Here is a 16656-nt window from a genome sequence, read left to right as displayed (position 1 = left end):
TCGGGACATTGGTTCCCAGATTCAGGAAGCAAAAAGGCTGTTTCGTATTTCTTGTGCCTTGATTCTTGTTTTCTTGAGCCTTACCTTTATATCTGGTTCGTTATTTGAATGCTATTTATACTTGAAAATGATACCGCGTACCAGGTTAGTAGCCATCTTACTGGGGTTGATTTTTACTTCCTGCGAAAAAACAATTACGTTCAAGCCCAACGAATCGGAGCCTGTACTGGTTGTTGAAGCCACTATTGAAAATGACCGGGCGCCGGTAGTTATCTTGTCTCAAACACTTAATTATTTCAACAAGATCAGTCCTGAACTATTAGCCGGCTCCTTTATCAGCAATGCCGAAGTCACTATTTCAAACGGTACAAAAACCAGTAGGTTACAGGAGAAAAAAATGCCGCTTGCCGCCGGGTATACCCTTTATTATTATTCAACCGACTCGTCAAATTTAAGCGCCGCCGTGGTAGGCGAATTAGGCAAAACTTACACATTGACCATAAAAGCCAACGAAAAAGAATATACCGCCACAACTACCATTCCCGTTATTGCCAAAAAAATTGATTCTTTATGGTGGACAGATGCGCCTAACAATCCCAATCCCGATAAAGTGGTGCTGATGGGCCGGTTTGTTGATCCGCCCGGATTAGGTAATTATACCCGTTATTTTACCCAGGTACAGGGCTGGCATTTCTTTCCCGGCTTTAATTCGGTAATGGATGATCAGTTAACGGATGGTATTACTTACAATATGCAAATTGAAAGGGGGGTAGACCGCAACAATAGTTTTAACCTCGAAGAATATCCATTCTTCAATCGCGGTGATTCTATTGCGGTAAAGTATTGTAATATTGATAAAGCCACGTTCCACTTCTGGCGAACCATGGAATACAGTTACTCCAATATTGGCAACCCGTTTGCCTCGCCCAATAAAGTGATCAGCAACATCCAGGGCGGCGGTCTTGGCTATTTTGGCGGGTATGCCGTTCAATACAAAACCATAGTTATTCCTAAATAAGCTGGCTCCGGTTCCCTTCTATTGAATTGTTTGATGGTTTCATTGTTCCGTGGTTAGCCCTTTGGCCGGAACTATTTAAATAGCGGCAGGCCTAACTATCAAGCCATCAAACCATCAAGCCATTAAGCTCTGTTATTCACACCTAATTCAGGTACCTGCGCCTTTATATTTTTCGTAACTCATTTTCAGGTAAATTTGTCAACTTTTCTTTAGAATACAGCATTATGGAAATCGAAAAAATACATTGCCTGATTATTGGGAGCGGACCCGCAGGATATACCGCAGCTATTTATGCAGCGAGAGCTAACATGAAACCCGTATTATACCAGGGTATTCAGCCTGGCGGCCAGTTAACCATCACTACAGAAGTAGAAAACTATCCCGGCTACCCCGATGGTATTCAGGGACCCGAAATGATGGTGCATTTTGAAAAACAGGCTGCTCGTATGGGCGCCGATATTCGTTTTGGACTGGCTACAAAAGTCGATTTTTCAGCTCCGCCTTTTAAGGTTTGGATAGATGAAGAGAAACTGGTTGAAGCAGATTCAATAATTATAGCAACCGGTGCATCGGCTAAATGGCTTGGACTGGAAAGCGAGCAACGCCTGAACGGCTTTGGGGTAAGCGCCTGTGCCGTTTGCGATGGTTTCTTTTTCAGAGGCAAAGAAGTGGCTATTGTAGGCGCAGGCGATACAGCCGCCGAAGAAGCCCTGTATTTGTCTAAATTGTGTACAACGGTGCATATGTTCATTCGCCGGGGAGAAATGCGTGCTTCCAAAGTAATGCAGGAAAGAGTACAACGTACGCCAAATATTAAAGTATACTGGAATACAAATACCGATGAAATACTGGGCGAGAGCAAGGTAGAAGCGGTTCGGGTAAAAAACACCAAAACCGGTGAGCTGCAAACGATACCCATCAGCGGCTTTTTTGTAGCTATCGGCCACCAACCCAATTCCGACATCTTTAAAGGATGGCTCGATATGGATGAAGCAGGCTACCTGAAAACAGTTCCCGGTACTTCAAAAACCAATATTGAAGGGGTATTTGCCTCCGGTGATGTGCAGGATAAAATATACCGTCAGGCGGTTACCGCAGCGGGCAGCGGTTGTATGGCAGCATTGGATGCAGAACGCTATTTATCGGCCAAAGGGCTGGTTTAGAGGCAGAATGCCTTTGTTTGGAACGCTGAATAATGGTTCTATTGTTCGATGGCTTGATGGTTGAAGGGAACTCAGGATATTGGGTTCTGCAACCATCAAACCATTTAGCCATGAAGCCATCGTTCAGCGTTTATCTTTATGGCACTGTTTTAGCAAAACAAAACTTATATATGGTTGTTATTGAATTGAATCAGGTTAAGCTGCATGCGTTTCATGGTATATATGAGGGAGAAAGATTAACCGGCAGTAATTATGAAATAAATGTACGGGTAGCGTACGAAGAAGGCGATGCTACATTTGACGATTTAAAAAATACGATCAATTACGTTGAAATACTCAATATTGTAAAGCAACGAATGCAAATACCAACGGGTCTTTTAGAAAAGGTGGCAGATGACATCATCCGTACCATCAGGCACCAGTACCCGTTCACTAAAGAAATAATTCTGTCGATTTATAAATTAGAGGCGCCTGTAGAAAATTTTCAGGGAAAAATAGGCGTTACATTGCATAAGAAGTTTGATGGGTAAAATAGGAAGTACAATAGGGCTGATGCTTTTTTTGTTAATCCTGCCATTCGAAAACAATGCACAGGATATCAATACGCTGTTGAAGGATGCGCAACAGCTCGAAAATGCATTTAAAGAACCCGAGGCCCTTCAGAAATACCTCGATGTACTTCGCTACCAACCTAACAATTTGACAGCCCTCATTAAAACTAGTGAATTATACAGCGTCGTAGGCAAGCACCAGGGTACAAAGGAAAAGCAAAAAGAGTATTACCGTAACGCCCGGGTATATGCTCAAAAAGCGCTGCAGGTAAATGCCAACAGTTCCGATGCCAATGTGGTAATGGCCCTGGCGATGGGCCGTATGGCGCTCATTTCATCGGGTGATGAAAAGATAAAAGCGATCAAAGATGTAAAGACCTACTCTGAAAAAAGCATTCAGCTCGATCCCAATAATTTTAAAGGTTATCATGTACTGGCCAAATGGCATTATGAAGTAAGCGATTTGAATTCGGTAGAGAAATGGCTGGTAAAAGTGGCTTACGAGGCCCTGCCTAAAGCCAGTCTGGAAGACGCCATCAAATATTTTGAAAAGAGCCGGCAGCTCAATCCATCCTTTTTATTGAACTACCTCGAACTGGCCAAAGCCTGGCACCGGAAAGGCAACGATAAAAAAGCCAGGGACTTCCTCGAAATTATGCTCAAAATGCCGAATAAGATCGGAGAAGATGCGAGCATTAAGGCGAAGGGGAAGAAATTGTTGGAAGAGTACAAATAATTTGAAAATTTGAAAATGTGGTAATTTGAAAATTAGAATTCCAGCACAATCAACCATTAAGTAATTATTTTCAAATTGTTTAATTTGTCTTTGTATTTCATTTTCAAATTGGCTAATTTTCAAATTACTTTCCCTTTCCATCTGTTACTTCTCATATACAGGAAAGACGGTAAGAACAAACACATCCAGTACAACCACTCACTCATCCATCCATAGGTAATTGATAAAAAGAATTTATCTAATACGAGGTGAATGTACACGCAGTACAGAACAATCGCGAATATTTCAATCAGGAGCGAAACGCGGCTGTTGCCCGAGCCCGTTACCGCATTCAGGAATACAACGGAAAAAGACATCATGACAATGGCTGCAGATAGTACCCGCACCACCGGAACCGCTTGCGATACAAACTCGCCCGACTGGCCATACACCGAAAACAACCATTCAGGGAACAGGTTGAGCAGAATAGCGATCACAATGGCCGAACCAAAACTCAACCGGATCATTTTCCCGATCAGCAGCCAAACCTGGTCTTGCTTACCCTGCCCAATGATATTGCTTACCATGGCATTGGTGGTAGAACCGAAAGCCCACGTTACAATGCCTGCCAGTCCCAGAATGTTGCGCATGGTATTGGAAACCGCAAGCGCCACTTCACCATGCGCATCGATCAGCAGGAAAAAATATTCCCAGCTAACAATGCTGATGCCATGCTGAAAAACCAGCGGGGCCGACATGGAAAATATGAGGCGCGCATTATAGCCATCCCACCGGAAATGCTGGAATAAATATAAATTCCGGCTGATGCCCTTTTTCCAGATCACCAGGTAAACCACCAGCAAACCCACGATCTCAGCAATGATGGAAGAAACCGCTGCACCATTCAAACCCATTTCAGGAAAACCGCCATAACCAAAGATCAGCAGGTAATCGAGCAAAATATTAGTGCCTGCCTCCGCAATGGCGCCGCCTATCAGGTACCTGCTTTGATTGGTGCCCACGAGCAACGCATTGCGCATTTGGTAAACAAACAAAAAGGGCAATCCCCAAATGCGGATACGGCAAAAATCAATAGCCTGTTGTAACCGTTCGGGATCGGTAATAAAATACCCGAATAAGCGAGGGGTAATAGTATAAGTGAGCAGAATGCCGAATAATGAAATACTGAGGCCTATAAATACAGCCTGGCTGAACAGCTTGCCTATTTCTTCGGGCCTGTTTTCACCGGCACGGCGGGCGATCAATGCCTGCAGGCCGTTGTTTAAACCATAGCCAATGGCAGAAAAAATAAGGTAATATACACCGGTAACACCCGCAACTGCCAGGGCTTGTTTACTATAATGCCCTAAAAAAATATTATTAGTAACAAAATTAATTTGTGGTATCAAAATGGCTAAGCTGATAGGAGCTGCCATTTTAATGATCTGCCGGTTAGTGAGTTCTACCTGGAATGCTGTATTTTTAGATAAGGCGCACATAAAAGGGGAGCAAAGGTAGGTTACAGGTTTCAGGTTTCAAGTTTCAGGGTATTAATTGCTGACTGCTATGATTGCAAAGTTTTCGATCCTGCAATTTGTAACCTGTAACCTGGAACGTTTTTTTAACCCGGTAACCGGAAACTGGTAACCGGGAACTGAATTTTCCTGAATCCTGTAACCTGAAACTTTTTCCGTAACATTGCAGCTTTTGATAACTATGCTTAAGGCCAACTTTGATATTGTTCCTGAAATGAGGGATTCTGATGAACTTCGAAACAGTCAACTGCTGATCGAAGTGGGTGAAAAAATGTTCAGCTATGTCATCTACCATAAAGAACAACGTCGTTTTTTAGGGCTTCGGCAGTATAACCTCGATTATACACCCGGCAAAACCATGCTCGAAAACCTGCTGGAAATAATAACCAACGACGAGTTGTTACAGATTCAATTCAGGGAAGCATATGTAATTTATAACTATACCGATAGCAGCTTTTTGCCGGAAAAGGTTTTTCATATTGAATTGAACCAGCCCGTTACGGAGATCATCTACGGAAATGCCCGCAAGGGACTGATGTTAAGCGAAAAGGTGAATGGCTGGAAAATGTATAACATTTACCGGGTTCCCCGGGAGATACATGCCCTGCTGCAGCGGAAATTTGCCTCAGGAAACTACTGGCACTATTATACGCTGTTGCTGAGTGAAGGCCAGATACAACCCGCCGCCGATGAACAGGTAATAAAGATGGTTATGCGGGCCGATCAGTTCCTGGTGGCCGTTTTTAAAGGCACCAACATTCAACTGATACAAGCCTATTCGTATCAAACGCCTGACGATGTTTCGTACTACCTGCTGGCCATCTGTAACCGCTTTAACATAAGCCAGGAAAAGGTAACCCTGATCGTTTCTGGTTTGCTCGATGAACAATCGCGCCTGTACCAGGAACTGCTGAAATATTTTTTACAGGTTCAGTGGGACCGGTTACCGGATTCCGTTAAACTGGATGCCGGGTTTTCTGCATTCCCTGACCATTACTTTTCACCGCTTTTGAAAATGGCTTTATGCGTATAATAGGAGGGGAGTTAGGGGGAAGAAAGATCAACCCGCCAGGTAAAATGCCGCACACCCGGCCAACCACCGACATTGCCAAAGAAGGACTTTTTAATATTATTGAGAACAACCTTGATATAACTGCCTTACATACCCTTGATCTGTTTGGCGGTACCGGCAGCATCAGCTACGAGCTGGCCTCACGGGGAGCTGCAGCCTGTACCATTGTAGAGAAAGACACTGCGATGTACGAGTTCATTAAGAAAACGTCTGCATCCCTGCAACTGGAGAACTTCACGGTAGTAAAAATGGACGTATTTAAATTTATTGGCCAGTGTACCAGTAAATTCAATTTTATCTTTGCCGGCCCGCCGTACGCACTGGGCACCATTGACGAACTGCCAAAATTAATAGTAGAAAAGCAACTGCTGCAACCCGGCGGCTGGTTTGTGCTGGAGCATACCCCCAGAAACAATTATGAAGGGTATCCGTTGTTTGCTACCAGCCGTAATTACGGAACTACGATTTTTAGCATCTTTGTGAATAAAGAATAGCTGCAAGCTACTAGTCTCTAGCTACAAGCAATGCTCAATTGGTTTGCTTATAGCTTTTGCTGTATTCGCTTGAAGCTTGTAGCTTGCGGCTTGAAGCTAAATAGCGTGAGGTTAAAACAATGGAGAGAATATTCGTAACAGGAATTGGCACCGGAGTAGGAAAAACTTTCATTTCCGCCATTCTCGCCAAAGCATTGAATGCCGATTACTGGAAACCGGTACAGGCAGGCTTTGCAGATGGCACCGATAGTGAATGCGTGGCAAAATGGCTTGAAGGAACCGATTCGGTTGTACATCCTGAAGTATACCGGCTGGCAAAACCCGCATCGCCACATATTGCTGCCCGCGAGGAAGGAATTACGATTGATATTGAAAATATTTGCAGCCAAATTCCGACAAATAATCGTACCTTACTAATAGAAGGCGCGGGGGGATTATTGGTACCACTCAATAATTCAACATTTGTGGCTGACCTTATTAAAGAATTAGGCGCAAAAGTAATCTTGGTCAGTCGCAATTACCTGGGGAGTATAAATCATTCATTATTGACGGCGCGGGCTTGCCGCGAAATGCAATTACCGGTAATCGGGTGGGTCTTCAATGACCAGTACCTCAATTACGAAGAAGAGATCGTACACTGGAGCAACTATCCAAGAATAGCGTCCATTCCCTATTCTGAAAATATAAACGGGACATTTATCAACACTCATGCAGCTGCTATTAAAAAGCAACTGGAGGAATTATTATGATAAAAAATACCGTTAGAAAAGAATTTTTACAACGCAGGATGAACATCCTGGAAGAAGAGCTGCAACAACAAACCGCATTATTAGCAATCAGCTTCAGGAAATTAATTCTTCCTCCGGTAAATTATCTCATGTCGTATAACCCGCTGGCAAGCCGGCATGAATTTGATGTTTCTGTATGCGAAGACATTCTGAAGGAGCAGAATGTGATGATGTGCATAGCCTGGCCTAAAATTCATGTAGACCTGCTGGGTATGGAAGCGGTGCAGGTTGAAAAAGACGGACTATTTATCAAAAACAAGTTTAACATACTGGAGCCTATCGGCGGCGCTATTGTTCCGCCACAAAACCTCGATATCATATTTGTTCCCCTGGTAGCATTTGATGAACGCGGGTACCGCGTGGGCTACGGCAAGGGGTATTACGACCGGTTCTTAGCACAGTGCCGGCCAGATGCGATCAAGATCGGTTTCTCATTTTTTGAAGCGGTAGAATACATTGAGGACATCGACGAATTTGATGTACCTTTAAATTTTTGCATTACACCGCATCGTATATATGAATTTTAATGCTCCCTTGTTGCGCCCCTTCCGCATTTTGTTGTTCCCTTTTTCCCTGTTATATGCCGCAGCGATCTGGATACGTAATCGATTGTACGACAAAGGCATCTTTCGGTCAACCGGTTTTAACCTTCCCATTATTTGTATCGGCAATTTATCGGTAGGCGGCACCGGAAAATCGCCCATGGTTGAATGGTTGGTAAAGTATTTGCACAACGATATGGAGGTGGCTGTGTTGAGCCGCGGTTATAAACGCCGAACCAAGGGGTACGCATTGGCAAATGAAAATACCACGGCCCTGGATATTGGTGATGAACCCATGCAGTTCCATAACAAATTTCCCGGGGTTAGCATTGCAGTGGGGGAGGAAAGGATTGTGGCCATTCCGCAATTATTGCACGATAAACCAAACACAAAAGTGATCATCCTGGATGATGCTTTTCAACATCGCGCCATAAAAGCCGGATTGAATATCATCCTCACCAGTTATGATAACCTGTTCACCCGCGACTGGTTATTGCCATCGGGCGATTTGCGTGATGAACGCAGGTCCTATAAACGGGCCGATGTGATGGTGGTTACCAAATGTTCGCCAACATTGTCGGTAGAAGAAAAACTGGCTATTAAACAGGAATTGAAACCGCTGCCGCATCAACAGGTGTTCTTTACAACGATACGCTATGGATTGCCTTACCACATTATTAACAATAAAGAAATGTCGCTGAATACTTCAACTGAAGTATTATTGGTGAGTGGTATTGCCAATCCAATGCCTTTGAAAAAATATTTACAGGATGCTTCTAAAACCTACTACGAAATACTGTACAGCGATCATCACATCTTTTCCATTGATGACTGGAAGGATATCGTAGCGCGGTTTAAAAACATCCCCACAGAGAATAAAATTATACTTACAACTGAAAAAGATGCCGTTCGCCTTATAAAATTTGGACAGACCTTGCAAGATTACCCCGTATATGTAATTCCCATTGAAATCCAATTCCTTTTTAATGAGCAGCATCAGTTTACTGATATTATCAGTAAATTCATTACTGATTTCAGTGTCACGAATTAAATTGAATGAATGAGTAGGAAACAAGCCAAGAAGAAAAATAAAAAAGGCAATGCTGAGCAGCACACTTTGAAAGGTGTTTTAGATATTACCCGATCGGGCATCGGGTATGTAATAGTTGAGAATCTTCCCAATGATATACTCGTACGGCCCAACGATTTTAATACTGCGTTGCATGGCGATACAGTTCGGGTGCGTGTGTTTGGCGGCCCCGCTAAAAAGAGTGGCCGTCAGCAAGGACAGGTCATTGACGTATTACAACGAAAGCAAACGGAGTTTTTAGGTAAAATAGAAATAGGTAAAACTGCCGCCTTTTTTACCGCGGATACCGAGAAGCCTATGCCGGATATTTTTATCCCGGAGCAGGCATTGAATGGCGCACAGCATAATGATCGTGTTATAGTACGCATTACAGAATGGGAAAAGCAGAAAAAACCGGTTGGCGCTGTAGTACAGGTAATGGACGCCGGGAATGAAGGCGATATGGCCATGAAGGAAATTCTGATGGAAAACGGATTTCCCCTGTTCTTTCCAGAAAATGTAATAGAAGAAGCCGAAAGAATTCCCGATACCATTGCACAAGATGAGATCAATAAAAGAAAAGATGTGCGGGATGTGCTTACGTTTACCATCGACCCGTTGGATGCCAGGGACTTTGACGATGCCTTAAGCATTCGGTTACTCAAAAACGGATTATATGAAATAGGCGTGCACATTGCCGATGTGAGCCATTATGTAGAACCCGATACGGCCCTTGACAAAGAAGCATATGACCGCGCCACCTCAGTATACCTGCCCGACCGGGTAGCGCCTATGTTGCCAGAACGCATTTCGAATGAACTGTGCTCCCTGCGGCCGCGCGAAGACAAACTTACGTTCTCCGCTATTTTTCAAATTACCGCCAATGGAGAAATAAAGCAATACTGGCTCGGTAAAACGGTGATCCATTCAAACCACCGGTTCACTTATGAAGAAGTGCAGGAGATAATTGAGAAAGGCGAAGGTTTATACATGGACGAGATCCTGTTATTAAATAAACTCGCCCAGCAGTTTCGCGCCCAGCGTTTCAGTAAAGGCGCTATTAATTTTTCCTCACAGGAAGTACGCTTTAAGCTCGATGAAACCGGCAAGCCTATTGGAATTATCGTGAAAGAAAGTAAAGAGGCGCATCAGTTGATTGAAGAGTTTATGCTGCTGGCCAATCGCATTGTGGCAGAGAATGTAGGCAAGGTGAAAGTCAATAAAAAAGACCTGCCCTTCCCATACCGGGTGCATGATACCCCTGATGAAATGAAGTTGATGCCGTTTGCTGAATTTGCCAAAAAATACGGCCATACATTCGATACTAAAACCCCAGAAGGCATAGCGGCCTCCTTTAACCAGATGTTGCAGGATGTGCAGGGCAAACCCGAACAGCATGTGCTGGAACAACTGGGTATACGCACCATGGCCAAAGCCATTTACACAACCGAGAATATCGGGCACTATGGGTTAGGCTTTAAACACTATTGCCATTTTACTTCACCGATACGCCGGTATCCCGATGTGCTGGTGCACCGCATTTTGCAGGATGTGCTGACAGGTAATGTAGAACCGGAGAAAAAACTGGAGCAGAAATGCAGGCACTGCAGTGAAAAAGAACGGAGTGCCATGGAAGCAGAACGCGCGGCCAATAAATACAAGCAGGTTGAATACATGAAGGAATTCCTTGGTGAAGAGTTTGAAGGCGTGATCAGTGGGGTAGCCGCCTTTGGATTTTGGGTAGAGACCATTGAACATAAATGCGAAGGATTGGTGAGCATTAACAGTTTACTCACCTACGACGATTTTCGCCATATAGAAAGCGATTACAGCCTGGTAGGCCTGCGCAGCGGCCGCAAATTTATGATGGGCGATAAAGTGCGGATTAAAGTGGTAGCCGCCAATTTAACCAAGCGCCAGTTAGATTATGAGTGGGTAATTACTTCAAGCATAAAAGAGGAGCCGGGCGACTGGAAAAAGTCATTACCAATACCAAAACCAAAAGGTAGAACACCGAGGAAGAAGAAGTAATTTCTGATTTTGCGATTTAGAGATTTTGAGATTTGCTTCGGTTTGAACTTTTCGATAAATCTCAAAATCTCAAAATCCCGAAATCTCAAAATATCTACCGTATTCCACTATCTAAAAACATATGCATACTTTCGAAGAACTATCAGTACAGTTTGCACAATATTTCAATGTTCGACACTTTCCAACAGAACCCGCTACATTATACGATGCTGATGAATATTTCTTAAGCCTGGGTGGCAAACGGGTGCGGCCGGTAATGTGTTTGATGGGGAATGAATTGTTCGATGATATAAACAAGGATACCTGGCCGGTAGCCGCTGCCATTGAACTGTTTCACAACTTCACGCTCATACACGATGATATTATGGATAAGGCGCCTTTGCGCCGCAACCAGCCTACCGTACATGCGAAGTATGGTGAGTCAACCGCTTTGCTGTCGGGCGATGTTATGCTTATAGTTGCGTATGATTACCTCAACAAAATAAGCACCGATTACCTGCATAAGGTTATTACGCTCTTCAACCGCACCGCCAAAGAAGTATGTGAAGGCCAGCAACTGGACATGGATTTTGAAAAGCAGGAAGTGGTTCAGCTAGATGATTACATTAGGATGATAGAATTGAAGACCTCGGTATTGCTGGCATCCAGCCTGCGGTTAGGCGCTATTTTAGGCGGGGCCGGAATAAACAACCAAAACCATATCTACGCATTTGGCCGTAATCTGGGCATTGCGTTTCAGATCCAGGACGATTACCTGGATGCTTATGGCGATCCGGTAAAGTTCGGGAAACAGCCTGGTGGCGATATCATGGCCAATAAGAAAACCTTTTTAATGATCAAGGCGATGGAGTCGGCCAACCCCGGCCAGTTAAAAGAATTAAAGCGGCTGATGCAGGAGAATCCTGAGGACAAAGTAGCCAGGGTATTATCGATCTTTGATGAGTGCGGGGTTAAAAAATGGGCTGCCGGCCTCAAAGAAAAATATATAACCGAAGCATTTGAACACCTGGAAGAAATGGCGGTGGTGTCGGTTAGAAAGGAACCGCTGCGGGAGTTAGCACATTTCCTGGTTCAAAGGGAACACTAGAAATATTGAATATTGAATTTCCAATGTCGAATTTTGAAGGAATACAATTGAATATATAAATATGATTAATATTTAATTAAAAAGGAACAGGTTTTTACTTCGACATTCAATATTCAACATTCAATATTCAACATTATTTTCAGTAATTTCCCCGCTTAAAACTTACTGCTAACATGCCAAATTCTTTGTTCCGCACAAAAAAGATTGAGTCTATATTAAAAGAAGGAAGCGACGATGGGCATGGGGGAACCGGGTTAAAACGGGTGTTGAATGTACGCGATCTTACCTTTTTCGGTATTGCCGCTATTTTGGGAGCAGGAAGTTTCAGTAGCCTGGGGGAGGCCTGTTTTAAAGGCGGCCCGGGTGTAGTGATATTATTTATAATTTGCGGTATTGCCTGTGCATTTACCGCTTTTTGTTATTCAGAATTTGCCAGCCGTATTCCGGTAGCCGGAAGCGCTTACACCTATGCTTATGCCTCATTCGGCGAATTGTTTGCGTGGATCATTGGCTGGGCGCTCATCATGGAATACTCCATCGGGAATATTTATGTGGCTTTTTCCTGGAGCGATTATTTTACCTCTTTTTTACATAAGGTGAATATACATGTTCCCGATTACCTCACCTGTAGTTACGCAGAAGCTAAAAAAACATTTCTTAAGTATGCCTCGCAAACTTCTATTGAACAAATTGAGTTTGTAAAGAACCAGGCCAATGCAGAATTGTTGAATGCCTGGAATAATCCACCCATGTTGGGGTCGCTGAAAGTTATTTTTGATCTGCCGGCGCTTATCATCAATCTGTTGATCACTACGCTGGTGTATATTGGAATAAAAGAATCGAAGAATTTCAGCAATGCCATGGTGATCCTGAAACTGGCGGTTGTGGCGCTGGTGATCATTGTAGGCGCTTATTATATCGATCCCGCTAACTGGTTGCCGGTAAATGATGCAGGAACAAAATCATTTATGCCAAATGGTTTTGGTGGGGTAATGGCTGCGGTCTCAAGCGTATTCTTTGCTTATATTGGTTTTGATGCAGTGAGCGTGCTGGCCGAAGAAAGCAAAAATCCCCAGCGCGATCTGCCTAAAGGAATGACCTGGTCATTAGTGATCTGCACAGTGATCTACATATTACTGGCACTGGTATTGACCGGTGTAATTAATTACAAACAGTTTGAAAATGTAGGCGATCCGCTCGCCAAGATCTTTGAAGTAAAGAATGTAGGCTGGATGCAATTGCTGGTATCTGTTTGCGCGGTAATAGCCATGACGAGTGTGTTGCTGGTTTTTCAAATGGGACAACCCCGCATTTGGATGAGCATGAGCCGCGACGGATTATTACCATCTGTATTCCAAACCATTCATAAGAAATTTAAAACCCCTTCTTTTTCTACAATAGTAACCGGATTGGTTGTTGGTATTCCCATTTTATTTACCGACAAATCGTTTGTACTCGACTTCACCAGTATTGCCACCTTGTTTGCGTTTGTACTGGTATGTGGTGGGGTGCTATTATTACCCCGGAAAGAAAAAGTGGCCGGCCGTTTCAATATGCCGTATATCAATGCACAGTTTATTTTCCCTTTGTTGGTACTTGTTTCATTGATCGTATTGATCCGCTGGGCGCCGGGTTATTTTGCAGAAATGTTCAATTATGATTTTTCTGCTAATGCTGATTTTGTTGAAAACAAGGTAAGCTTTATGGACCTCGCCACACCTAAAATATCACTCATTGTTTTCTGGTTGTCGGCTATTGTACTGGCTTTACTGGCTTTCGTTAAAAAATATTCCCTTATCCCACTCATGGGGGTAATCTCCTGTTTATACCTGCTAACCGGCATGACAAAAAGCAACTGGGCCTGGTTCTTAGGCTGGTTGGCATTGGGCCTGGTTATTTATATCTTCTATGGCTATAGAAAAAGCAAACTGGCCAATGCCTGATAATTTGCGACAGGAATGGGATACGCTAACCGGAAAATATAGCAACGACGCAGCATTGATCAACCGGTTCTACTAGGAAATTGAAAAGAAGTATACTTCCTCACGGCGCCATTATCACAACCTGCACCATATACAAGCATTACTGCAGATGTGCGAAACCTATGCCGGTCAATTACAAGACCAGGATGTTGTTGCGTTTGCCATTTTTTATCATGACATTATTTACAATGTGCTGCGGAAAGACAATGAGCCCCGCAGCGCCCAGCTCGCGGTAAAGCGCCTGCAGGCATTAGGTATTCCGCCCGAAAAAACGGCGCAGGTGAAAATATTCATAGAAGCTACCCAAACACATACGGTTACCGGTACCGTACAAAACCCGGCAGACCTGCAGTTGTTCCTCGATTTTGATATGTCGATCCTCGGCGCCGATTGGGAGGCGTATGCCGAATATACCCGCCAGGTACGCCGCGAATACCGCATCTACCCCGATAAATTATACTACCCCGGCCGGAAGCAATTTCTTCAACACTGTTTACAGGCTGAATTTATATTTCAAACCCAACTCTTCCGCGATCTGTACGAGGCGAAGGCAAGGGCGAATATGACGAGGGAGGCCTCTGGAAAACACCTGTAATGTCTCGTCTTTTGGGTCGCTTTTGGGTCGTATCTGGATCACCTGTTTACCATATTAGTCAGGTAATTATCTCAATGGTGTGCCGTAGATATTTCGTTCATATTAAAGGATCGGGATATATACGAGACATATACGAGACATGTAGGAAATATATACGGGACATAGGTTAATCTAATACGACGCAAATACGACCCTGGCCCGAAGCAGGGGCAGCCCCTTGTTTCCAAAGCTGCTGGGGGGTATTTAATATTCAACATTTATAGCTTTTCACAATTCCTACTTCCATTATCCCCCGTACCTTTGCAGCTTATAAAGAAAAGAAGCACTAATATGCTTCGATTTAGCAATCAAACAATTACCCATGAAATTTGAGGTTGGCGATAAGGTTGTGGTGAATCAAACGAATGAGGAAGGAGAAGTAATAGACATCATTAACGACAAAATGGTGATGGTGGAAGTGCGTGGCGTGAAGTTTCCCGCCTATGTTGATCAGTTGGATTTTCCGTACTTCAAGCGCTTTACGGAGAAGAAATTATTCCCGCCAAAAAAGGAAAAAAAGTTCATCGATGATGTGCCCCGCGAAAAGAAGAAGATAACGCAGCGGGTGATAGACGGGGTTTGGATCACGTTCATTCCCCTTTCGGTTAGCGATGAATTTGGCGATGACATCGTAACTGAGTTAAAAGTGCACCTGGTAAACAGGACCGATATAGGCTACAAGTTCACTTACAAGTTGAATTATTTGGGTGAAACAGACTTTGAGCTGGTGAACCTGCAAATACATGCCTTTGAGGATATATACCTGCATGATGTGCCGTTCGAAAACCTGAATGATAGTCCGGTCTTTGGTTTTGAATTTTCGTTGCTTACGCCCGATAAGCATAAAGCCGAATATTATGAAGCCTCCCTTAAGTTAAAACCCAAACAGGTGTTCACACGTATTCAAGAGATGCGCAAGAAAGGAGAGGCTACGATTTCTTATAAATTGTTTGATACGTATCCGGCCAGGCCGTATGAAGATAAGCCGGTGCTTGATCTGGGTAACCTGGCTAAGGCCGGTTTTAAAATTTACGACGCCAGCAAAGTGCGGCAGAACCTGGAACCGGCAAAATCGGAGATCGACCTGCATATTGAAAAGCTTACGCCCGATTGGGAGTCGTTAAGCAACCTGGAAATATTGGCGATCCAATTAAAAACCTTCGAAAAATATTTCGATCTCGCCCAGGCGCATCGTCTTCCCTGGTTTATCGTTATTCATGGCGTGGGAACGGGCAAGCTGCGAGATGAAATACATGAGCTGCTCAAGGTGCGAAAAGGGGTTAAGCGTTTTACCAATCGCTATCATCCGGCGTACGGGTACGGGGCAACGGAGATCTATTTTCAATACTAATTAGATGGGTCGATGGTTCAATTGTTCGATGGTTGGGTTGCCGCCCATTGAGCTTGCTTACAATAAGCAATCTGGGTTTTAAACGGCGGATTTCATAGCCATCAGGCCAATCAAGCCATAAAACTTACCTTTGTATGTAACTACAAACCGGGCTATCGCCTTCCCGATTCAGGGGTGGAGGAAAGTCCGGACAGCATAGGGCAATGTACCGGTGAATAGCCGGGTCTTCCCGACTTGTCGGGAGGAACAGACAGTGCCACAGAAAATTACTGCCTTCGTCCCGACCTATGGTCGGGATTCGTCCGAGTATGGCAAGGCCTCCTTCGCCAGGGCTTCGGAGGGTAAAGATGAAAACGTGGGGTAAGAGCCCACGGCTTTGCCGGGCGACCGGTAAGGCGGGTAAACCTTGCATGCTGAAATGCCATGTATACCAGCGTTGAAGGGCGGCTCGTCCGATTCTTCCCGCAGTATTGCGGGGAGGAACGTTGGGTGGGTAGGCAGAACGATCCAGTCAGCAATGGCTGGACCAGATAAATGATAGCCTCCCGATCGTAGATCGGGATACAGAATCCGGCTTACAGGTTTGTAGTTATTTTTTTTGGTGAATGGTCAATGGGGAAACCT

General features: G+C 44.1%; 15 protein-coding genes and 1 other RNA gene. 15 read left to right on the top strand and 1 reads right to left on the bottom strand.

Annotation, left to right across the window (positions count from 1 at the left end; genetic code table 11):
• The first annotated feature begins 127 nt into the window (after positions 1-127).
• The 4 genes from FAM09_RS21395 to FAM09_RS21380 all read left to right on the top strand — a co-directional run bounded on the left by FAM09_RS21395 (position 128) and on the right by FAM09_RS21380 (position 3468).
• Positions 128-1018, top strand: a complete 891-nt coding sequence (locus FAM09_RS21395; RefSeq protein WP_136579190.1) for a DUF4249 family protein — start codon at positions 128-130, stop codon at positions 1016-1018.
• Positions 1019-1242: 224 nt separating this feature from the next.
• Entirely contained in the window at positions 1243-2181 is a 939-nt protein-coding gene (gene trxB / locus FAM09_RS21390; RefSeq protein WP_136579189.1) for a thioredoxin-disulfide reductase, read from the top strand.
• Positions 2182-2291: 110 nt separating this feature from the next.
• The gene (locus FAM09_RS21385) at positions 2292-2711 is read left to right on the top strand and encodes a dihydroneopterin aldolase (protein ID WP_166437222.1); all 420 of its coding nucleotides are present in this window, start codon (positions 2292-2294) and stop codon (positions 2709-2711) included.
• Positions 2712-2733: 22 nt separating this feature from the next.
• Positions 2734-3468 carry a hypothetical protein gene (locus FAM09_RS21380; protein WP_136579187.1) on the top strand — a complete coding sequence of 245 codons (735 nt, stop codon included), beginning with the start codon at positions 2734-2736 and terminating at the stop codon, positions 3466-3468.
• Positions 3469-3587: 119 nt separating this feature from the next.
• Here FAM09_RS21380 and FAM09_RS21375 read toward each other — a convergent pair whose 3' ends face one another.
• A complete protein-coding gene (locus FAM09_RS21375; protein WP_136579186.1) occupies positions 3588-4946 on the bottom strand; it encodes an MATE family efflux transporter in 1359 nt (452 codons plus the stop codon).
• 217 nt (positions 4947-5163) lie between these two features.
• Here FAM09_RS21375 and FAM09_RS21370 point away from each other — a divergent pair, with 217 nt between their 5' ends.
• The 11 genes from FAM09_RS21370 (at position 5164) to rnpB (ending at position 16626) form a co-directional block, all read left to right on the top strand.
• Positions 5164-6015, top strand: coding sequence for a DUF3822 family protein (locus FAM09_RS21370; RefSeq protein WP_136579185.1), 852 nt, complete (start codon positions 5164-5166; stop codon positions 6013-6015).
• Positions 6006-6548 carry an RsmD family RNA methyltransferase gene (locus FAM09_RS21365; protein WP_136579184.1) on the top strand — a complete coding sequence of 181 codons (543 nt, stop codon included), beginning with the start codon at positions 6006-6008 and terminating at the stop codon, positions 6546-6548. Before FAM09_RS21370 ends, FAM09_RS21365 begins: the two co-directional genes overlap by 10 nt.
• 119 nt (positions 6549-6667) lie before the next feature.
• A complete protein-coding gene (bioD, locus tag FAM09_RS21360; protein WP_136579183.1) occupies positions 6668-7297 on the top strand; it encodes a dethiobiotin synthase in 630 nt (209 codons plus the stop codon).
• Positions 7294-7863 carry a 5-formyltetrahydrofolate cyclo-ligase gene (locus FAM09_RS21355; RefSeq protein WP_136579182.1) on the top strand — a complete coding sequence of 190 codons (570 nt, stop codon included), beginning with the start codon at positions 7294-7296 and terminating at the stop codon, positions 7861-7863. The genes bioD and FAM09_RS21355 overlap by 4 nt, the downstream gene beginning before the upstream one ends.
• Positions 7853-8929, top strand: coding sequence for a tetraacyldisaccharide 4'-kinase (lpxK, locus tag FAM09_RS21350; RefSeq protein ID WP_136579181.1), 1077 nt, complete (start codon positions 7853-7855; stop codon positions 8927-8929). The genes FAM09_RS21355 and lpxK overlap by 11 nt, the downstream gene beginning before the upstream one ends.
• 9 nt (positions 8930-8938) lie before the next feature.
• On the top strand, positions 8939-10978 hold the full coding sequence (gene rnr / locus FAM09_RS21345) for a ribonuclease R (protein ID WP_136579180.1): 2040 nt from the start codon (positions 8939-8941) through the stop codon (positions 10976-10978).
• Between the two features lie 121 nt (positions 10979-11099).
• A complete protein-coding gene (locus FAM09_RS21340; protein WP_136579179.1) occupies positions 11100-12065 on the top strand; it encodes a polyprenyl synthetase family protein in 966 nt (321 codons plus the stop codon).
• 173 nt (positions 12066-12238) lie between these two features.
• Complete coding sequence (locus FAM09_RS21335; protein ID WP_136579178.1) at positions 12239-14008, top strand: APC family permease; 1770 nt, start codon at positions 12239-12241, stop codon at positions 14006-14008.
• 148 nt (positions 14009-14156) lie between these two features.
• Positions 14157-14642, top strand: a complete 486-nt coding sequence (locus FAM09_RS21330) for an HD domain-containing protein (protein WP_136579177.1) — start codon at positions 14157-14159, stop codon at positions 14640-14642.
• A 361-nt stretch (positions 14643-15003) separates the two neighbouring features.
• On the top strand, positions 15004-16032 hold the full coding sequence (locus tag FAM09_RS21325) for a Smr/MutS family protein (RefSeq protein ID WP_136579176.1): 1029 nt from the start codon (positions 15004-15006) through the stop codon (positions 16030-16032).
• A gap of 139 nt (positions 16033-16171) precedes the next feature.
• An RNA gene (gene rnpB, locus FAM09_RS21320) (RNase P RNA component class A) lies at positions 16172-16626 on the top strand.
• The last annotated feature ends 30 nt before the right edge of the window (positions 16627-16656 follow it).

This window comes from Niastella caeni, assembly GCF_004834005.1.
Lineage (GTDB): Bacteria > Bacteroidota > Bacteroidia > Chitinophagales > Chitinophagaceae > Niastella > Niastella caeni.
Note: the sequence above shows the minus strand (reverse complement) of the source record. Positions and strands in the feature narration are given on the sequence as shown.

Excerpts from the sequence above, each read along its gene's own strand:
- FAM09_RS21380 (WP_136579187.1), top strand. The coding sequence starts at position 2,734 with ATGCTTTTTTTGTTAATCCTGCCATTCGAAAACAATGCACAGGATATC.
- rnr (WP_136579180.1), top strand. The coding sequence starts at position 8,939 with ATGAGTAGGAAACAAGCCAAGAAGAAAAATAAAAAAGGCAATGCTGAG.
- FAM09_RS21370 (WP_136579185.1), top strand. The coding sequence starts at position 5,164 with ATGCTTAAGGCCAACTTTGATATTGTTCCTGAAATGAGGGATTCTGAT.
- FAM09_RS21325 (WP_136579176.1), top strand. The coding sequence starts at position 15,004 with ATGAAATTTGAGGTTGGCGATAAGGTTGTGGTGAATCAAACGAATGAG.
- FAM09_RS21330 (WP_136579177.1), top strand. The coding sequence starts at position 14,157 with ATGTGCGAAACCTATGCCGGTCAATTACAAGACCAGGATGTTGTTGCG.
- FAM09_RS21355 (WP_136579182.1), top strand. The coding sequence starts at position 7,294 with ATGATAAAAAATACCGTTAGAAAAGAATTTTTACAACGCAGGATGAAC.
- FAM09_RS21335 (WP_136579178.1), top strand. The coding sequence starts at position 12,239 with ATGCCAAATTCTTTGTTCCGCACAAAAAAGATTGAGTCTATATTAAAA.
- FAM09_RS21340 (WP_136579179.1), top strand. The coding sequence starts at position 11,100 with ATGCATACTTTCGAAGAACTATCAGTACAGTTTGCACAATATTTCAAT.
- trxB (WP_136579189.1), top strand. The coding sequence starts at position 1,243 with ATGGAAATCGAAAAAATACATTGCCTGATTATTGGGAGCGGACCCGCA.
- FAM09_RS21385 (WP_166437222.1), top strand. The coding sequence starts at position 2,292 with ATGAAGCCATCGTTCAGCGTTTATCTTTATGGCACTGTTTTAGCAAAA.
- FAM09_RS21395 (WP_136579190.1), top strand. The coding sequence starts at position 128 with ATGATACCGCGTACCAGGTTAGTAGCCATCTTACTGGGGTTGATTTTT.
- FAM09_RS21375 (WP_136579186.1), bottom strand. The coding sequence starts at position 4,946 with ATGTGCGCCTTATCTAAAAATACAGCATTCCAGGTAGAACTCACTAAC.
- lpxK (WP_136579181.1), top strand. The coding sequence starts at position 7,853 with ATGAATTTTAATGCTCCCTTGTTGCGCCCCTTCCGCATTTTGTTGTTC.
- FAM09_RS21365 (WP_136579184.1), top strand. The coding sequence starts at position 6,006 with ATGCGTATAATAGGAGGGGAGTTAGGGGGAAGAAAGATCAACCCGCCA.
- bioD (WP_136579183.1), top strand. The coding sequence starts at position 6,668 with ATGGAGAGAATATTCGTAACAGGAATTGGCACCGGAGTAGGAAAAACT.